This window comes from Leptolyngbya sp. FACHB-1624 (assembly GCF_047649235.1).
GTDB lineage: Bacteria > Cyanobacteriota > Cyanobacteriia > Leptolyngbyales > Leptolyngbyaceae > Leptolyngbya > Leptolyngbya boryana.
In genome coordinates, this window is the sequence record NZ_CP180258.1 from 895273 (window position 1) to 913273 (window position 18001).

An 18001-nucleotide genomic window follows, 5' to 3' on the forward strand; every position below is an offset into this window, starting at 1 on the left:
TCCAGTAACATCCCTCTATAATACACATAGTTCCACCCCATCGCCGGGTTAAAACTATTGGAATTGTAATAAAGAGTTACGTCTTGAGAGGAAAAATGAAGTGAGGCCATATCTTGTAACACCTCCGGGTTGGATGGAGGGAATACTGTCTTGCGACAGAAAAAGTTCTGACCGCTGGCTTTACTACTTTATGGGTCTATGATGCCACTGGATCACCCGCTTACTTGGGTTCCCAATTTGGAGGCAGCCATCGATCACCACCCTACGATCGTGCCACCGACCACGCTGCTTGTAGATATCATTCCCTTACTGAGCTGTGGGGATCATCCGGTTTGTTCCGTTGTCGATGAAGGGGATGATTCCCTGTCACGAGAAGTCCGGGCGCGCTGTGTCTTAGTCATGCAACAACAAGACCTGTTAGGAATTTTGACGGAACGGGATATTGTGCGCTTGACCGCTGCTGCCCTTGACTTTTCTCAGTTGACGGTTGCGGAAGTCATGGTTCGTCCGGTGATTACCCTACCCCAATCGTTTGTTCAAGACATCTTTGCCGCCGTGTTCTTGTTTCGTCGCTACCGCATTCGCCATTTACCTATTATGAATGAGAGAGAACAATTGATTGGGGTAATTTCCCACGATAGTATCCGTCACATCTTACGCCCAGTAAATTTATTGCGATTTCATCGAGTCTCAGATGTGATGGTAACTCAGGTGATTCAAGCATTGCGAGAGACAACGGTGATGCAATTAGTCCAGTTGATGGCAGTTCATCAGGTGAGTTGTGTCGTCATTACCGATCAGAGCGCAGAAGGCTACGCTCAACCCATAGGAATTGTGACGGAACGGGATATCATTCAGTTGCAGTCACTCCAGGTTGATCTGTTCAGAACTCAAGCCCAAACGGTGATGAGTACACCGCTGTTTCTGCTCACTCCCAATGATTCTCTCTGGACTGCCCTTCAGGAAATGCAACGCAGACGAGTCGGGCGATTAGTGGTGTCTTGGGATTGGGGACAAGGCTTAGGAATTATTACGCAAACCGATCTCCTGCGGATTCTCGACCCGATTGAAATGTATGCAATTCTCGAAACATTGCAAGAAACAGTTCACGCTCTACAGATGGAACGCTCAGGGCAAAATGCACCTGCGATACAACCGTTGATCCAAGAGTTTACTCAACCTGATGCTTTGAAGAATCCAAAGACGCTAAGAAATCCTACGCTCCTGCTTTCCTTACTTGGACAGGTGCAACATGAAATACAGTCCCTCATGGTAAGAAATCTTTCCGTTGATCAGCAACGATCTCAACTCCAGTCAGTTTTAGAAAACCTAGAAAAACTGAGGCGTGAGATTAGCTTATAGCTGTCCCAATAGACATGAATTTCCCACACCATCCTCACCTTGCCAGAACGGTTCTGTCGCAAAGATTTTAAAGTGAGTCGCCATTTTTCTATTAATCAATAAATAAACAAGATGATTGATTACATTTCTTTATCTTTATGTCATCTCGTTCAACAGTCATCGGGTGAATGGAGTTGAACGGGATCTTAGGCAGAATAGTACAAGCTTTCTCCGAGAAGAAATACGGAAGTTTTCGCTCTAGTTCCCCTATTGAGGCGTAATATGCGGAACATGAGTCCATCTAACATTCCAAATCCCGGTATTAGGCAGAAAAAGTGATACCGTTGGCGAATGTATTACAAGCATTTTCGTGGGAAAGTCCTACCTGCGAACCTAGAGCGGTGTCAAAACTTAAACAAAACAAACCGAAACAAAAATTGCGGTTCAAGATAAAGGAGCATCACCAGTAAGGATGTCATGATTCCCTGGAGGTGTACAATGTCGCTTCACGCTGTTCTGGTTCCAGCGATTCCCACCGAAACGGTACGGGTAGCGCAAGCCGTTTTTCGCAAAGGCAACCGTTATCTGCAGATGCGAGATGAGCTAGGTGTCTTTTATCAAGACCGTGATTTTGCTGCTTTATACGCTTCCCAAGGAAAACCGGCAATCGCACCGTGGCGATTGGCACTCGTGACAGTGATGCAATTCGTTGAAGACCTCTCCGACCGTCAGGCAGCAGAAGCTGTGCGGAGTCGAATCGATTGGAAGTATGCTTTGTCGCCGGAATTGGACGACCCTGGCTTTGACCATTCAGTATTGAGTGAGTTTCGGCAGCGATTGGTGGACGCTCAAGCCGAGCAAGCCCTTTTGGAAGCCATGCTCAAGTGCTTTCAAGCCCGAGGGCTGCTCAAAGCCCGAGGAAAACAACGCACCGACTCCACGCATGTGTTATCGAGCGTGCGAGCGATGAGCCGATTAGAACACCTTGGCGAGACGCTGCGGGCTACCCTGAATGATCTGGCAACCGTTGCGCCTATGGCGCGACAATTGTATTGGCTCAACTGACAATTACGTTGCCCACCCCAAATTTTCCAAATAAGAGAACACCTTCTCATTTGCAAACCGGATCAGATCGAGCAGCTTGATTCAGCAATCTTGATCCAACGAGATCTTCAAAGAAAAGACACTAGGATGCGTCCAAACTTGCAATTCGAGACTTCCTAGTGCCCGTATCAATAAAATATCAACAGGTTCAACTGTACATGAACGCGAAACAATCGGGACATTCCCGACAAACCTCGGCAGCCAAAGCTGGGATTTCAAGACGTACCGCCCAGCGGATTGAAAATGGGACGCATCGACCCAAACGCGGACGACCGAGAGATTGGAAAACCCGCAAAGACCCACTCGATGGGCATTGGGAAGCAGACTTGCTTCCGATGCTAGAACGAGAACCTCGCCTACACCCCATCACGTTGTTTGAAACGCTGCAAGAGTTATATCCCGGACAATATGACGACAAACTGAGAACCGTAGAACGACGGGTCAAAGATTGGAAAGCTCAACACGGGAAACCGAAAGAAGTGATGTTCAAGATTCAGCATTCTCCGGGAGTCCTGGGACTGTCTGACTTTACGCACCTCAAGGGTGTCACCGTAACAGTCAGAGGACAAGCGTTTCAGCACATTTTGTATCACTATCGACTGGCGTTTAGTGGGTGGCAATATGTGCAGGTAATTCAGGGTGGGGAGAGCTTTGTGGGCTTATCCCAAGGCTTACAAAATGCGCTGTTTGCCTGTGGAGGAGTGCCCCAGCAACATCGCACCGATAGTCTCAGTGCGGCATATCGCAACACGGGTAGCCGCAATCCGCAATTGACGCAAATGTATGCCGCGATCTGTGACCACTACCGGATGCAACCGACTCGAAACAACCCAGGCGTGGCTCATGAAAACGGTTCCATCGAGTCGTCTCATGGGTACTTCAAACGCCGATTGTGTCAGGCGCTGTACCGTCGAGGCAGCTTTGATTTTGAGAGTGTCGCTCAGTATCAGGTGTTCATCGAATCGGTGATAGCAAAGCTCAATGCCAAGTGCCAGCAAAAATTTGAGCTGGAACGTTCCACTTTGCAAAGCTTACCGCAATATCGGACGGCGGATTATGAGGTTTTAAGTAGTCGAGTCAGTGCCCACAGTACCATCAGTGTGCGTTGCATTCTTTACAGTGTGCCGTCTCGACTGATTGGGCAGCAACTGACATTACATCTCTATCACGACCAGATTGCGGGCTTTGTCGGCACGACTCAAGTCGTTGTGTTGCCTCGTCTTCATGTCCATGGCAGTGCAACGATTCGACGGGCGCGCTGCATCAACTATCGCCATATCGTCGAGAGTCTGCGTCGAAAACCCAGAGCATTTCTGCACTGCCAATGGCAGGAAGACTTACTGCCCGATGCCGACTGGCGCGAACTCTGGCAACAGATGAAACGCGGCACTGATCCCGATACTGCTGCTCGTTGGATGGTTGAGGCCTTGTACATTGCAGCCACTCAAGACCGAGAAGTCGAAGTGGCGAACTATCTCAAAACTGAGCTTGCAGCCGGTACATTCACCCTCTCTCGTCTCCAACATCGATTCAATCTGATGAAATCCCTACCTGTTCCCGAAGTTGCTTCAATGCAACACGCACTATCGAGCTATGACCAACTCTTCCAAACACAGAAACAATCCCCAGTCCCAGTTGAGTCCCTACCAAACCCTGACGACGGTGCTCAAACGCCTCAAGTTGAGCCACTTCCTGTCCGATTGGCAGACGGTCGAACATCAAGCCACTCAGGAGAATTGGAGCTACGCTCAATTCCTCTTAGCACTCGCCGAAGGGGAAGCAACCCGTCGCGACCAGGCTCGGATTGCCCGCGCGCTCACCGAAGCGCAATTGCCTTGCGGAAAATCCTGGTCTAATTTTGAGTTCGCTCATGTTCCTAGTCTCAATCCGGCAGTGGTGATGCAATTTGCCGAATCGACCAGTTGGTTGCAAACTGCCTCCAATATCCTCATCTTTGGACCGAGTGGAACTGGGAAAACACATGTCAGTTCGGCACTAGGGCGTTCCATGATAGAGTTGGGCAAATGGGTGAAGTTCCTGCCTGCCACCACGCTCGTTCAGCAACTTCAGCAAGCAAAACTACAACTGCAATTACCTGCTTTTCTTGTCAAACTCGATAAGTACGATCTGCTGATCATTGACGACTTGGGCTATGTCAAAAAGTCAGAGGCGGAAACCTCGGTGCTGTTTGAGTTGATTGCTCATCGCTATGAACGGCGCAGTCTACTGATTACAGCCAATCAACCTTTCAGCCAGTGGGATAGCATCTTTACGGACTCGATGATGACGGTCGCTGCCATAGATCGCTTAGTCCATCACGCGACCATTCTCGAAATGCAAGCCGAGAGTTTTCGCAAACAAGCCGCAATCTCACGCACTCACACGACTTAATTCAGCACTCCTATCCTGAACTCACTTTACCTTGAGGCTCTGCTTAAAAGTGCAGAAGTTCTTCCGTCCAGCCTGGATTTCAACGATTCAGTTTGACAATTTGTGCTGCTTTTTTGTCCCTGTACTACTCAGCTTGAGTCCATCTTCAGTCCATCCGAGTAGTACAGCATTTTTAGTTGTCGTTTGGAAACGTGATCATCTACACCTTACTTTCAACTTGGATGCGAACACTACCTGATTCCATTGATTTGAAGTTGAATTTTGTAGCAAAAAGGAGGAGAAAATTGATGCTCTAAATGTGCCAATGTAATTGACGGGAGACAATCAGGCACTGCAACACCAAAATCTCCTGCCACAACAACACTTCGTTGACCAAGGCTACACCTCCACCCAACTCCTCATGAGCAGTCAACACGATTACCAGCTTGATTTAGTGGGTCCTGTGCCTGCCAACTCACAGTGGCAAGCTCAAGCCGGGCAAGGATTCAGCTTGAGCGATTTTCAGATCGACTGGCAACAGCAACGGGTCTATTGCCCAGCGGGGCAACAGAACAGCACTTGGCGAGTTGGACAAGATGGAGCAGGACACCCTGCGGTCTTCGTTCGCTTTCCAAAGCAGCAGTGTTTAGTCTGTCCGCTACGCACCAAGTGTACCCGATCTCACAAAACTGGAGCGCGAGCCTTGACGTTCAAACCGCAGCAGGACTTCCAAATGCTGCAAGCAGCGCGAGTTCGTCAGCACACTCAGGAATTTCGCGATGCTTATGCAACCCGGGCAGGCATTGAAGGAACAGTATCGCAAGCATTGCGGGTATGTGGTCTGAGGCAGTGCCGCTATCTCGGGCTTGCCAAAGCTCATCTTCAGCATGTGCTGAGTGCGCTTGCTCTCAATGTGCTTCGAGCTGTTGCTTGGCTGGATGGCGTTCCACTTGCTAGAACTCGTCAATCTCGCTTCGCTCGTTTAGCTCCAGCCCCAGCCTAGTATTCATATTGCTGTATTACATTCGCCAACGGTATCAAAAAGTCGGTCTAATCCTCTAATTTGGGATTTTATGCCGACTTTCATCAGCCTAATTTGCCCTGACGGGATGTTATGCCGACCATTTTCGGTCTAACGTCCGAATCTGGATGATTAGGCGGAAAGAGTCAGTCTAATAAATAGTTAGATTTCAATCAAGCCACAATCATAAAGAGCTTCAAATGCAATCAGAAGGAAGAAAAATTGCTGTTATAGGAGCTAGTCGAGGTATTGGTGCAGCTGTTGCTCAACACTTTGCTCAGAAGGGTGATCGCGTGGTTTCTGTTTCAAGAAGTCAGGCAGTTGCAGGAGAGTGGATTCAAGCAGATATCTCTACGTCGGAAGGAATAAAATCAATTGCCGATAAGCTTGGTGAATCTGCGTTGGATGCCCTTCTTTTTATGGGAGGAGTTTGGGAAGATGGAGCATTTACAGATCAATATGACTTTATGAAAAGCTCCGATCAAGAAACTCGATTTGTGATAGCGGTCAACACTATTGCCCCCATTGAATTGACGAGACAGCTTGCCAAAAATCTTGTGAAATCAGATAACCCAAGGGCGATATTCATTGGTGCATTATCTGGGCTAGATAATTCTGCAACGGCTGAGGTGGCTAATACAGCTTCAAAGTTTGGATTAAGAGGCGCAGTACAAGCATTAAAGTTAGCATTACGTGATTATAAAATTGGTGTTACGGTTATTAACCCCGGCAATGTTGCTACAGAAGAAGTCATGACAGACATTGAAGAGGGTCGATCTCCTCAGCAAGTCCCGATTCCTCTAATAGATTTGATTTCCGCGATTGAATGGATTTTGGAACTTTCAAACACTGTAGATGTTGGAGATATTAATATGCAACAAAAAAGGTGATCGACCAACGTTTACATGCCTATGCAAACCTCGAAGAAATGAAATCTAACAAGCGCAATGCACTGGAACTTTGAAGTATGCTGGATTTTAGCCGAGTTGATCTGAGTCCGGTGATTGCGATCGTTGTGCCGCTTTGTTTCAGGTTGTGGCAGTGATTTGAAGATTACTCTTCAGTACTCAAAGTTAAGTAAATTGGAGCAGCTCGGTTAGGCGGTTGATTAAGAGTTATTAGTGGAGCGATCGCAAAGAGTAACTTAGCTGAGGCGTTAAGCTGGATAGCGTCCAAGTCGCGCAATTTAGGACAGGTAAGTCTGTGGTTAAAGTTCATTTACGCAGAGTCACGCGAGACAATTTCCGAGAATGTCTGAATCTTCAGGTATCAGAGTCTCAGCAAGAGTTGGTTGCAACCACTACACAATCTCTCGCAGAAGCCTATATTGATCCCAATCTTTTTCCCCTGGCTATTTACGATGCTGTTGCATGTGGTTATGAACAACCTGAAGTGCCCATGATTGGATTCACAATGTATGAAATCATTGCAGGTGTAGGCTTTATTACACGGTTGATGGTGGATAAAAAGTATCAAGGGCAAGGTTATGGACGAGCTACCATGATTGAAGTCATTCGCCGCCTCAAGCTGTGTCCCGATATTGAGATCATTGCAACCAGTTATCGAAAGGAGAATGAAATTGCCGCAAATTTGTATCAGAGTTTAGGATTTCAGCATTGGGATATTTCTTTTGCCATTTCTCATCCGACAGAGATGTACGTAAAACTTGAAGGCTAGTGATGTTGACAGCTGCACAACAATTCGGTTGCAGCGGATGTACAACGTTTCTGGTCTAACGTTCAAGTTCTTCTGTCACCGCTAAACTACACCATTAAAGCTACGCAAAACTCAAAACACCCGAATTCTCGAAATTCGCCAGATCTACCAGACCGCACTCGATCGCTATAGTCTCAGCAGCGACGAACGACCGCGCGGCATCAAGATTAAATTGGCTCGCGCTTATACTCAGCGAAAAGTTGCAATTCTCCTGTTTGAAGCTCTTGTGAAAGCCGTCACCCAAAGCTGATATATTGAGTTTAAACATTTTCCAAGACTTAGCGATAAAGGTGAGCCATGGCACAGCGGACTCGGTTGGGAGACATTCTAAAACCTTTAAATTCTGAATACGGTAAAGTTGTACCTGGATGGGGAACCACCCCTTTGATGGGAGTCTTTATGGCACTCTTCTTGGTATTTCTGCTGATCATTCTGCAAATCTATAACCAAGAATTGCTTCTCGATGGCTTTAACGTTGATTGGGGCAACTAAACCCAAAAACGCAATTAGCAAAATCATTCCCGGAGTTTTCCGGGTTTTTTTTTAGGAGCGGGATTGAGGGGAACCCCTACAATAGATCGAATCCCCACTCCCTACTCCACCTTTACTTGACTGACATCAGGAGATCGATATGAACTTCTTCGGCATCGGCTTACCCGAAATGGTACTGATCCTCGTCGTGGCACTCTTAGTCTTTGGTCCCAAAAAACTGCCAGAAATTGGACGCAGTATGGGTAAAGCGATCCGGAGTTTCCAGGACGCTTCTAAAGAATTTGAGAATGAATTCAAACGCGAAGCAGAAAATCTGACTGCCTCGGCTCCACAGACCATGGAAGCAACTTTAGAAGAAAAACCAAAAATCGCCCCGGCAGAAGACCCTCAAACGGTTGAGGAGACTGTCGCTGTCACCCCGATCGAGAAAGAGTCCTAATGTCTTCTGAAGCAACGCCCCCGCAATTGATCGTTGGGCTAGGAAACCCTGGCAGCAAATACGAAAATACTCGTCATAATGTCGGGTTCCTGGCGATCGATCGCTTAGCAAAACTCTGGCAGATTGGACTGTCCGAACATAAAAAATTCCAAGGCTGGTTTGGAGAAGGAATGAGTCCGGTCGGCAAGATTCGCTTGCTGAAACCGACGACTTATATGAATAATTCCGGTCAAGCGATTCGAGCGGTCGTCGATTGGTACAAAATTCCACCCGAAGCGGTGATGGTCATTTACGATGACATGGATTTGCCAGTCGGAAGATTACGATTGCGGTTATCCGGGTCAGCCGGTGGGCAAAATGGAATGAAATCCGCGATCGCTCATCTGGGAACTCAGAAATTTCCTCGCCTAAGAATTGGTATCGGTAGCGCCAAATCGAACGAGAAAGATGCGGTATCTCATGTCTTAGGAACCTTTGCCCCGAATGAGAAAGGTGCGATCGACGAGGTTTTAAACCTCACAGTCAGTGCCGTCGAACTCAGTCTCAAGCAAGGGGTTGAAAAAGCCATGAGCCTTTACAACAATCAATCTGTAGAGTCGAAGTCTGCATCATGAGCAAACGTCTCCCTGAAACCACTGCCCATGTCCGCATTTTGCGCCAGTCCTGGCAACAGGGCAGTATCGAAGGCGAGGTCAGAGCAAACGAATATGAGTGGCAGTTTCACTGGCATTTTCGACGCGGATTGCTGAACATTCAGCCTTCGCTCGGACGAGCCTTGATTAAGGAACCGCTAGGGAGATTTTTGGAAGCGAAAGATTATCAGCTTGAGCCGGGTGGGGATTATTCGTTTACGATTCGGGCGGAGTTGTAAAAATCCCCTACTCCCCCACACCCCCACTCACCAACCGCCCCAAATACCGCTCAATCAACAAAATTGCCACAATGTCATCAATCGGTCGCGGCGGGGTTCGCATTCCTTCAGGAATCAGCCGCGTTAGCCCTTTCGGTGGATACATTTGCCAATAGCGATCGCGCGCCTCTAGCGAACTATTGCGCTCATCGACGGTGATAATTCGCATCGGCTCACTGAGATCAGTCTCTAACTTCTGCCGCCAGGTTTTAGAAGAAGTCTGATCACCCATGACCAACAGCGAAATCGGAAACTGACTCCTCAGAGATGAGATCGTCGAAATCGTCTCTTCAGACGAGATCACTTGATGATAATAAATTCGGCGATCGACTCCCATCACTGCGACTCCGCATTTTTGTCGCCCTGGATCAAATCCCAGAATAACGGGCTGTTCCGCCATACTCACCTCTTGCCGTTGTTCTGTCTACAGATTGCTAATTCGATGCCCGCAGCACAACCTGCCCATCCTGCACCGCTACTAATTCTATTTTGAGCGGTCCCGCTGTGTAAGTCACATCCGATGCAACTGCCCGCAATTCAATCGAATTCGGATAGCGGCGAAGCTGATCGATAAAAGATCCCAGACTCAACAGTTTCTCAACCTCTAGTCTGTCATTCATCACCCCTGCGACACGGGCACGGGCATTAGAAGCTGCAATTAGGTCTTGTAAGGTTTTCTGAAAATCCTGGGGGGACAGTTTAGACGGTTCCAGCGTTTGAGTCGCGATCGTATCTCCTGCTAAAAAGACAACCTGATTCGGCACTGCACTCATATTCACGACAACGCCTCGGTCGTCACCGAGAACATAATTTGCCCCGGCCTGCACCCGCACCAGATAATCTTTACCATCTTGAATTTGCTGAATGAGGTTTTGCACTTCCGCAATCGGGATTTGCACAATTTGCTGATTGTTCTGCCCCAGGCGAAGCGACTCGATCGCGGTCTGATTTGCCAATTGCAGTAATTGATCGACCGCTGCTTTGGCTCCACCTTGTTCGACGACGCGCACAACGCCTGAAGACAGCACTTGTGTCCGAAAAATTGCCAGATCACCTCGGCGAATCTGTTCCACATCTTGCTGAATTTGCTGAACGGCTGCCACGAGAAAAGCTCTCTGCTGTTCCAGGGTTTTCAATTCTGCTTCGCGTTGAGCAATGACTTGATCGCGCTCATTAATTTCGCGATCGCGCTTTTCAATCAGGGCAGTTCGTTCCGCAATTTGCGCATCTCGTTCCGCAATTTGGGCTTTCACCTGATCCCGTTGTTCAATTAACGCCTGCTGCTCAGATTCCAGCTGATTGATTTCGTTGCGGAGCGAGAGTGCTTGCTGAGAAACTGTTTCTAGCTGATTGCGGGTGAGATCTCGCTGCGCTTCTGTCCTGCGAAGTTGGGCATCGGTTTCTCGTTGTCGAGCGACTGAAACTTGAAGATTGGCATTGAGGCGCTTGAGATATTCCTCAATTTGGGCACGTTCCGATCGCGCTTGCTCTAGATCTTTCTCAACCTCAGCTTTTCGCTGATCGGTGGTTTTGAGATCAGCCGTGACTTTATCGAGGTCACGATTTGTCGCCCGCAAATCGGCTTGAATTCGCCCGAAGTTCAACACCATCTCTCGAAAGGTGCGACTGGCAAGCAGTAAAACGCCTAACGTAGAGGCAGAAATCAGCGTGCCCGTCAAAATCGTCACGACAACTGCTGTTTGTTTGGGACGGAGATTGAACAAGCTGAGGCGGGCTTTTCCCACGCGCGTTCCTAAGCGATCGCCGACTGTCGCGATCACCCCTCCTAACACCAACACCACCAAAATTAGAATTAGCCCGACATCGGACATGACGCTCCCACAAACCCCTAGACATACTGCACTCTAAGGGCACTTTCAGACTTTGCCTTTCATTATGACTGCTCGCTCTATGATTCGCGTGAGTCACTCAGGACTGAATTCTAATCGAATTAGGTAAATTGTTGACTAAGCGTTACCGGATTATGAACGGTTATTTTTTTCTTGTGAATTGAGATCATTTTGTCCTGACGCAAATCTCCCAGTAAGCGGGTGACTGTGACGCGAGTCGAGCCGATTGCTTCAGCGATCGCTTGGTGAGACAGTTTGAGATCAATCATGATCCCCTCTTGTGAGGGCACACCAAAGTCACGACACAGAATCAGGAGGAAACTAACAAGACGCGATCCCATATCTCGGTGCGCCAGCGTTTCGATCATCATTTCAGTTTGTAAGATTCTCGACGACAAGCCTTTCAGCATCAGCATCGAGAGTTCGGGATTGTCTTTGAGCGCTTTTTCAACTTGTTCGATCGGAACAGACAGCAATTCGACAGGGGTGAAGGCAACTGCGTGATAAAAGCGATCGGCACGTTGTCCTGTGATCAGAGAAAGCACCCCGAACACGCTGTTTTCTCGCAGCAGCGCGACGGTAATTTCTTCTCCTGCCTCGTACACCCGTGAGAGTTTAACCGCACCCTTGACGAGAAAGTAGACCCGCTCCGCCGGATCGCCCGGAAAGAAGATGGTCTTACCGCGTTCAAACGTCTCTACAACAGGAGGATATGCTCCCCCTCCAATCTGACGAAACATCGCTGCAAGCGGTTTATCCTTGGTCACTACCATTTCTTTCCTTGTCGTATCGAGTGAAGCTGGGAAGTCTAACAGTCTATGTAAGCAATCGATGACTTTAGACCACTAAAACTGAGTCTATGATCTGTTTTAGTGTCGTAAACTACAATTTCGCTTTGATCTTCAGAAAACTCAGTAAATTCTCTAAGAAGAAGGCGCAATTTCGAGTCGATCTACTGGAATCTTCTGGGCAGACCCAATAATTTCCACAGATCATACCGTGAAAGCACGAATATTCTAGGACGAGGCATTAAGGAATCATGAAGGATTCCGAACCAGAATCAGAGAGGATTCGCTGGCAGAAAAACCGAACTGAGAAATGACGCAATTCGATCCTCGATCCGCCAAGCTTGGGACGATCGCGTCAGCGAGGAGCAGTTCGAGAGGGATCCCTTTCTGCTATCCTCATAAATGCTTTACACGGTAGAAGACCATGCTAGACCTGACTGGAAAGAACGCACTTGTAACGGGAATCGCGAACAACCGCTCGATCGCATGGGGCATCGCTCAGCAGCTACACAAAGCAGGCGCAAATATTGGCATCACCTATCTACCGGATGCAACCGGCAAAGCGGAAAAGAAAGTTGCCGACTTGACCGAGCCGCTCAATCCCAGTTTGTTCTTGCCTTTGAACGTGCAAGATGACGCACAGATTGAGAGCGCATTCAATACCGTGAAAGACAAATGGGGCAAGTTGGATATTCTGATCCACTGTCTCGCATTTGCTAGCAAAGATGATTTATCCGGCGATTTCTCCAAAACGTCGCGCGCGGGTTATTCGCTGGCGTTGGATATCAGTTCTTACTCGCTGGTGCAACTAGCTGGAGCCGCAAAACCTCTAATGAGCGAAGGCGGTAGTATCGTGACGCTGACTTACCTCGGTGGTGTGAAAGTCATCCCGAACTATAACGTCATGGGAATTGCCAAGGCAGCATTGGAAATGAACGTGCGCTACCTCGCAAATGAGTTAGGGCAGAACAATATTCGAGTCAATGCGATTTCAGCAGGCCCGATTCGAACATTGGCTTCCTCGGCAGTCGGTGGCATTCTCGATATGATTCACCACGTTGAAGAAGTTGCGCCGTTACGTCGAACTGTGACGCAGATCGAAGTCGGGAATACCGCAGCATTTCTCTGTAGTGATCTATCAAGCGGGATCACGGGTCAGGTGATCTACGTCGATGCAGGCTACGAAATTATGGGGATGACGGGATCGAAGCCCACTGCTGGATAGCAATTAGACGATAGGAGATGTGCCGTGCCCAATTTTGAAACTTTGCAAAATCGAGACTACACCTTGATTTTGGATAAAAGTGGCAGTATGTCTACCAATGATCAAATTGGGGGCGGCAGTCGTTGGGAAGCAGCCCAAGAATCAACGCTGGCACTGGCGCGCAAATGCGAACAGTTTGATCCCGACGGTATTACGGTTTATACGTTTTCTAGCCGATTCAGACGGTACGAGAATGTGACGACGAGCAAAGTCGCACAGATTTTTATGGAAAACGATCCGGTTGGCTCGACCAATCTGGCAGCAGTGTTGCGGGATGCCACCGAAGATTATTTTCGCCGCAAAGCCACAGGGCAGAGCAAAACTGGAGAAACCATTTTAGTCATTACCGATGGTGAGCCGGACGATCGTCGAGCCGTGATTGAAGCGATCGTGCAAGCGACACAGAAAATGGAACGCGATGAAGAATTAGCCATTTCTTTTATTCAAGTTGGCTCAGACGCCAGTGCGACAAAATTCTTGAAGGTTCTCGACGATCAGCTTCAAAGTGTGGGAGCAAAGTTTGATATCTGCGACACGGTGACGATGGATGATATGGCAGATATGAGTTTGGCAGAAGTGTTGTTGAATGCGATCGTAGATTAGCACGCTAAAACAGCGATTAAGTTTGGGCAGAATGAGCGGCGATCGAGCCTAAAATCGCAAGCCCAGTCAATCGACTCGATGCACCCAATTGGGTCAGTCGCAGCAGCAATACCTACCTGAAGGAATAGCCAAGAAACCACAACGAAAAGCTCCGAACCTAATCGGGATACCGACCTGCGTCGCAAAACTGATGACGGTTCTCGATAAGTATAATTGCTCTTCGTTTTAAGCTGACCAATGTTGCAGCCTTGATCCAGTTTTTAATGAAATCGTCACCTTAATGACACTTCAATTTCATATCTGAAAAGTAGCCTAAAATGTCCCCATTTTTTCACAATAAATCTTGGATTGAACTGTCAGAATGAAATCCATAGACCAGTTGATGGATACGGGGTTTGGCTCACTGGAACATTCTCTAAATGCGCAAGTCAGAAATCATAACAGCAGCACTTAAAAAAGTACGGTTATCCCTCTCTAGAGACTCTATCCAACTGTAAATCAAACCGTCATTATAGAAGAATCAATTCACCAAGTTTTAAATGAAGTTTTAGGGTAATGCCCATGTCTTGCAATTTACTTTGGAAAGCTAAATATTTGCTGAAATTCCTGAGTAATTTCCCTGTAAGGCTCTTTACTTTATTTAGAATTCGTCTTATCATTAAGTAAAGTCGAAACGACTTCGATTTAGAGTCCTGAACCTCACCGCTACACTTTCGGCTGTTCGTGCTTGTACCCCTTATTTTGTAAGCGTGCTAAAGATTTATCCCCCTTCCCAGGGTGAAGTTAAACAGCATTTCATTCCTGTATCGGCTTGGAATCGATTCGAGTTTGTTGTCTAAAGTTTTCATTTCACGGAGTTGACTGCACATGGCTACTGCCAATACCAAATCTAAATCCACTCCTAGCCCCACCTATACGGCTGATATGGTGCGGACGTATCTGCATGAGATTGGTCGTGTGCCGATGTTGACACACGAGCAAGAGATTCTCTACGGGAAGCAGGTTCAGCAGATGATGACCTTGCAAGAGAAGAAAGAAAAGCTTGAGAAGAAGCTGGGTCACGCGCCGACGCAGCAGGAGTTTTCTGAGCATGTTCATCTCAGTGATTCTGAGTTGACTGGTATTTTTCAACGGGGTCGTCGCGCTAAGCAGAAGATGATCGAAGCGAATCTTCGCCTGGTTGTGTCGATCGCGAAGAAGTACCAGAAGCGTAATTTAGAGTTCTTGGATTTGATTCAGGAAGGCTCACTCGGCTTAGAGCGTGGCGTAGAGAAGTTTGATCCGACTCGTGGGTATAAGTTCTCGACGTATGCGTACTGGTGGATTCGTCAGGCGATTACAAGAGCGATCGCTCAGCAAGCCCGGACGATTCGATTACCGATTCACATTACGGAGAAGCTGAACAAGATTAAGCGAGTTCAGCGCGAGCTAGCTCAGAAATTAGGGCGCAGTGCGACAGCAGCTGAGATCGCGGCAGAATTAGAGCTTGAGCCGGAACAGATTCGGGAGTTCTTATTGATGTCTCGTCAGCCTGTCTCGCTAGACTTACGAGTTGGAGATAATCAAGATACTGAACTGCAAGAGTTACTTGAGGATAATGGTCCTTCACCGGATGCTTATTTGACTCAAGACTTGCTCCGTCAGGATCTTGAAACGTTAATGACGGATTTGACTCCGCAGCAGAAAGAAGTGCTGAACTTGCGCTATGGGTTGCAAGATGGGCACGAGTTATCGCTGGCAAAAGTCGGCGATCGCTTAAACTTGAGCCGGGAACGGGTTCGTCAGCTAGAGCGGCAAGCTTTGGATCATTTACGTCGTCGCAAGGCGAATGTGCGCGAGTACATTGCTAGCTAAGTTTAGGGTTTTATAACTCACAGAGGGGACATCAGTTTGATGTTCCCTTTTTTTGGTTGGAAGATGCGGCAATTTTCTAGGATGAAGTAAAGCATTGCGTCTAAAATTTAGGCAACAAAAGGATAGGCTCTCTTATGGCATTGGCTCCTATTTTGGCAAAGTCCTATATTGAACAGCGAGAGACAGGGTATTGGGTCGTAGGCACTCGTATTTCTCTCGATTCGATTGTTTATGCATTTTTAGATGGAGAGTCACCTGAAAGTATTGCTCAGAATTTTCCGTTGCTTTCGTTGGAACAGGTCTATGGTGCGATCGCATTCTATCTCGCCAACCGAAAGTTAATTGATGCTTATCTGGAAGCAGGTGAAGCAGAGTTTCAGCAATTACAACAGGATTGTAAAGAGAAGAATCCGTTACTGTATGAGAAATTGAAAGCGGCTCAAGCTCAGAAGCACAATGCAGTATGACAGAAATTCGATTTCAGGCTGATGCTGATTTGAGACAAGCCATTGTAACTGGAACAATTCGCAGAGAGCCAAGACTGGATTTTCGTTCAGCTAATGACGCAGGGTTAGAAGGAATAAAAGACCCAGAAGTTCTGGCACTTGCAGCAAGAGATAACAGAGTGTTAGTAACGCACGATCGTAAGACAATGCCAATTGAATTTGGCCAATTTATTACAGTGCAGACAAGCTCCGGGGTTTTGATTCTTGCTCAGAATCTTCCAATTGGTGAAGCGATCGATGCCATTATCTTAATTTGGGAAGCATCTACAGCTGAAGAATGAACTAATCAGATCATGACGTTTCCATTTTGAAAGGCAGTATGAATGGTTTGAAGCCACAAGTATTACGAATACTTTAGGAGAGTTGAATGTCTAAAGTTCCAGAACGCTTTGTTGGTCATAATGATTTAACGAAGAACCATAACAGAGATTCTTCGTTGAATCATTATGACTCAATAGGAAGACTTGGAATTCGACTCCACTCGTTCCAGGAGCCGTCGTAGTTTCGGACTTTGGGATAGCCGAGAAGGTACTTTAAGACGAACCAGACGAAGGCAGAACGACCGCCGATCGCACAGTAAGGGAAGATTTCTCGATCGCGAATAATACCCTTTTCACCATAGAGCTTCTGAAGTTCCTCAAACGATTTGAATGTACCGTCTGGATTCAACGCTGCAAGGTGTTCAATGTGAATTGCACCGGGAATATGTCCACCTCGTTCGTTCCCAGTTGGCGGTCGATTCAGAAAGATTTTGCCTTGGAATTCTTCGAGCGTCCGAACATCAAGTAACGCTGTATTGGGATTGTCGATCGCAGTTTGGACTTCTTTTTTTAAGACTCTCAAATCGGGATTCAGTGCAACTGCTTTTTCTGGAACTGGAGAAACGGTCGAGAGTTCTGCGGCAAGCGGGCGATTTTCTGCTTTCCATTTTTGATAGCCCCCATTGAGAACGCGGATATTGTCATGTCCGAAGAGTTTGAAAAGCCAGAAGATCCAGGCTCCAGTACCGGGATAGCTCCCGTAAGCAACAACTATTGTTTCTGGAGTAATACCAGAGCGAGAGAGGAGCCATTGGAATGCGATCGCATCTAAATTTTGTCCTAGATTCGGCAGCAGTAAATCATCGAAAATACTCCAAAACACTGCACCCGGAAGATGAGCATCTTTGTAGAGATCAGGACTCATATCGACTTCTAAGATTCGGAGATTCGGATCAGTTAAGTGTTCTTGAAGCCATTGCGTATCGACTAGAACTTCAGGATGAGCGTACATTGTTATGACTCCTGATCAAGATTTGGGAAAAGAACGCGCCCGACCCGATGGACAAGCGTTGAGGAAACGGAAAGCAGAGAGAAGCCGATTAAAGGATGAAACACTGCGATCGGCAAAGATGTTTTGAGATGAATGGTGAGAAATTGCAGTCCGAGCAAGATCGGCAAGCTAATCGTCAGAATTCGGACTCGTTGAGGAAAGGCGCAGAGAAACACATAGCCCAAGAGGATCAGAGAAAGAGCACTGTATCCTCGAACTAGTAAAACGTGAATGTTCCACCAGTCGGTTTTGTAGAAGTAGGCAAGACCAACTGTGAGAACTTGGGCAATCAGACAGAGATTAAAGAGAATCGAAAGCGCATAAAATCCGATCTGGAGCCGATTACTGGATGTTTCGGCGTGAATGTGAGTCATCATTTCAGTGTTGCTCAGCAGTGTTATTGCTAAATTAAACGGAGAACTCATTCACGCC

19 protein-coding genes and 2 pseudogenes are annotated in these 18001 nt (G+C 47.3%); 16 read left to right on the top strand and 5 right to left on the bottom strand.

Translation table 11 applies throughout. The annotated features are described in order from the left end of the window. The first annotated feature begins 198 nt into the window (after positions 1-198). The 11 genes and pseudogenes from ACMUEV_RS04120 to ACMUEV_RS04170 all read left to right on the top strand — a co-directional run bounded on the left by ACMUEV_RS04120 (position 199) and on the right by ACMUEV_RS04170 (position 9354). Positions 199-1362, top strand: a complete 1164-nt coding sequence (locus tag ACMUEV_RS04120) for a CBS domain-containing protein (protein WP_242044284.1) — start codon at positions 199-201, stop codon at positions 1360-1362. 477 nt (positions 1363-1839) lie between these two features. Then, positions 1840-2376, top strand: a pseudogene (locus ACMUEV_RS04125) (transposase); the annotation flags it as partial. A 227-nt stretch (positions 2377-2603) separates the two neighbouring features. Continuing rightward, a pseudogene (gene istA / locus ACMUEV_RS04130) lies at positions 2604-3659 on the top strand (IS21 family transposase); the annotation flags it as partial. 379 nt (positions 3660-4038) lie between these two features. After that, positions 4039-4836, top strand: coding sequence for an IS21-like element helper ATPase IstB (gene istB, locus ACMUEV_RS04135; RefSeq protein ID WP_415354657.1), 798 nt, complete (start codon positions 4039-4041; stop codon positions 4834-4836). A gap of 310 nt (positions 4837-5146) precedes the next feature. Then, positions 5147-5818: a transposase gene (locus tag ACMUEV_RS04140; RefSeq protein ID WP_348251405.1), complete on the top strand. Its 672-nt coding sequence runs from the start codon at positions 5147-5149 to the stop codon at positions 5816-5818. Between the two features lie 218 nt (positions 5819-6036). Next, the gene (locus ACMUEV_RS04145) at positions 6037-6726 is read left to right on the top strand and encodes an SDR family NAD(P)-dependent oxidoreductase (protein WP_190653537.1); all 690 of its coding nucleotides are present in this window, start codon (positions 6037-6039) and stop codon (positions 6724-6726) included. Between the two features lie 313 nt (positions 6727-7039). Further along, entirely contained in the window at positions 7040-7513 is a 474-nt protein-coding gene (locus tag ACMUEV_RS04150; protein ID WP_190653536.1) for a GNAT family N-acetyltransferase, read from the top strand. Between the two features lie 336 nt (positions 7514-7849). Beyond that, on the top strand, positions 7850-8044 hold the full coding sequence (gene psbH, locus ACMUEV_RS04155) for a photosystem II reaction center phosphoprotein PsbH (RefSeq protein WP_017290543.1): 195 nt from the start codon (positions 7850-7852) through the stop codon (positions 8042-8044). Positions 8045-8183: 139 nt separating this feature from the next. Then, on the top strand, positions 8184-8483 hold the full coding sequence (locus ACMUEV_RS04160) for a TatA/E family twin arginine-targeting protein translocase (protein WP_017290542.1): 300 nt from the start codon (positions 8184-8186) through the stop codon (positions 8481-8483). Next, on the top strand, positions 8483-9097 hold the full coding sequence (gene pth, locus ACMUEV_RS04165) for an aminoacyl-tRNA hydrolase (RefSeq protein ID WP_190653535.1): 615 nt from the start codon (positions 8483-8485) through the stop codon (positions 9095-9097). The genes ACMUEV_RS04160 and pth overlap by 1 nt, the downstream gene beginning before the upstream one ends. Continuing rightward, the gene (locus ACMUEV_RS04170; RefSeq protein WP_017290540.1) at positions 9094-9354 is read left to right on the top strand and encodes a DUF3146 family protein; all 261 of its coding nucleotides are present in this window, start codon (positions 9094-9096) and stop codon (positions 9352-9354) included. The genes pth and ACMUEV_RS04170 overlap by 4 nt, the downstream gene beginning before the upstream one ends. 7 nt (positions 9355-9361) lie before the next feature. Here ACMUEV_RS04170 and ACMUEV_RS04175 read toward each other — a convergent pair whose 3' ends face one another. The 3 genes from ACMUEV_RS04175 to ntcA form a co-directional block, all read right to left on the bottom strand. Further along, positions 9362-9793: a Holliday junction resolvase RuvX gene (locus ACMUEV_RS04175; RefSeq protein WP_017290539.1), complete on the bottom strand. Its 432-nt coding sequence runs from the start codon at positions 9791-9793 to the stop codon at positions 9362-9364. A 34-nt stretch (positions 9794-9827) separates the two neighbouring features. After that, the gene (locus ACMUEV_RS04180) at positions 9828-11225 is read right to left on the bottom strand and encodes a DUF3084 domain-containing protein (RefSeq protein WP_017290538.1); all 1398 of its coding nucleotides are present in this window, start codon (positions 11223-11225) and stop codon (positions 9828-9830) included. A 119-nt stretch (positions 11226-11344) separates the two neighbouring features. Continuing rightward, the gene (gene ntcA / locus ACMUEV_RS04185) at positions 11345-12016 is read right to left on the bottom strand and encodes a global nitrogen regulator NtcA (protein ID WP_017290537.1); all 672 of its coding nucleotides are present in this window, start codon (positions 12014-12016) and stop codon (positions 11345-11347) included. Between the two features lie 439 nt (positions 12017-12455). On the opposite strand from ntcA, the gene fabI reads away from it, so the two are divergent. The 5 genes from fabI to ACMUEV_RS04210 all read left to right on the top strand — a co-directional run bounded on the left by fabI (position 12456) and on the right by ACMUEV_RS04210 (position 16539). Further along, positions 12456-13256, top strand: coding sequence for an enoyl-ACP reductase FabI (fabI, locus tag ACMUEV_RS04190; protein WP_190653534.1), 801 nt, complete (start codon positions 12456-12458; stop codon positions 13254-13256). Between the two features lie 24 nt (positions 13257-13280). Next, positions 13281-13898, top strand: a complete 618-nt coding sequence (locus ACMUEV_RS04195) for a vWA domain-containing protein (protein WP_268180393.1) — start codon at positions 13281-13283, stop codon at positions 13896-13898. Positions 13899-14765: 867 nt separating this feature from the next. Beyond that, positions 14766-15752, top strand: a complete 987-nt coding sequence (locus ACMUEV_RS04200) for an RNA polymerase sigma factor, RpoD/SigA family (RefSeq protein ID WP_190653533.1) — start codon at positions 14766-14768, stop codon at positions 15750-15752. 134 nt (positions 15753-15886) lie between these two features. Then, on the top strand, positions 15887-16219 hold the full coding sequence (locus ACMUEV_RS04205; protein WP_017290532.1) for a DUF433 domain-containing protein: 333 nt from the start codon (positions 15887-15889) through the stop codon (positions 16217-16219). Continuing rightward, positions 16216-16539: a DUF5615 family PIN-like protein gene (locus ACMUEV_RS04210; RefSeq protein ID WP_190653532.1), complete on the top strand. Its 324-nt coding sequence runs from the start codon at positions 16216-16218 to the stop codon at positions 16537-16539. The genes ACMUEV_RS04205 and ACMUEV_RS04210 overlap by 4 nt, the downstream gene beginning before the upstream one ends. Positions 16540-16702: 163 nt before the next feature. On the opposite strand, the gene ACMUEV_RS04215 is transcribed toward ACMUEV_RS04210, so the two are convergent. Together ACMUEV_RS04215 and ACMUEV_RS04220 are read right to left on the bottom strand one after the other, a co-directional pair. Continuing rightward, a complete protein-coding gene (locus tag ACMUEV_RS04215; protein ID WP_199329731.1) occupies positions 16703-17530 on the bottom strand; it encodes a sulfurtransferase in 828 nt (275 codons plus the stop codon). A 2-nt stretch (positions 17531-17532) separates the two neighbouring features. After that, positions 17533-17994 (bottom strand): DUF6220 domain-containing protein, encoded by a 462-nt coding sequence (locus tag ACMUEV_RS04220; RefSeq protein WP_242044854.1) that lies wholly within the window; start codon positions 17992-17994, stop codon positions 17533-17535. Positions 17995-18001 lie beyond the last annotated feature (7 nt).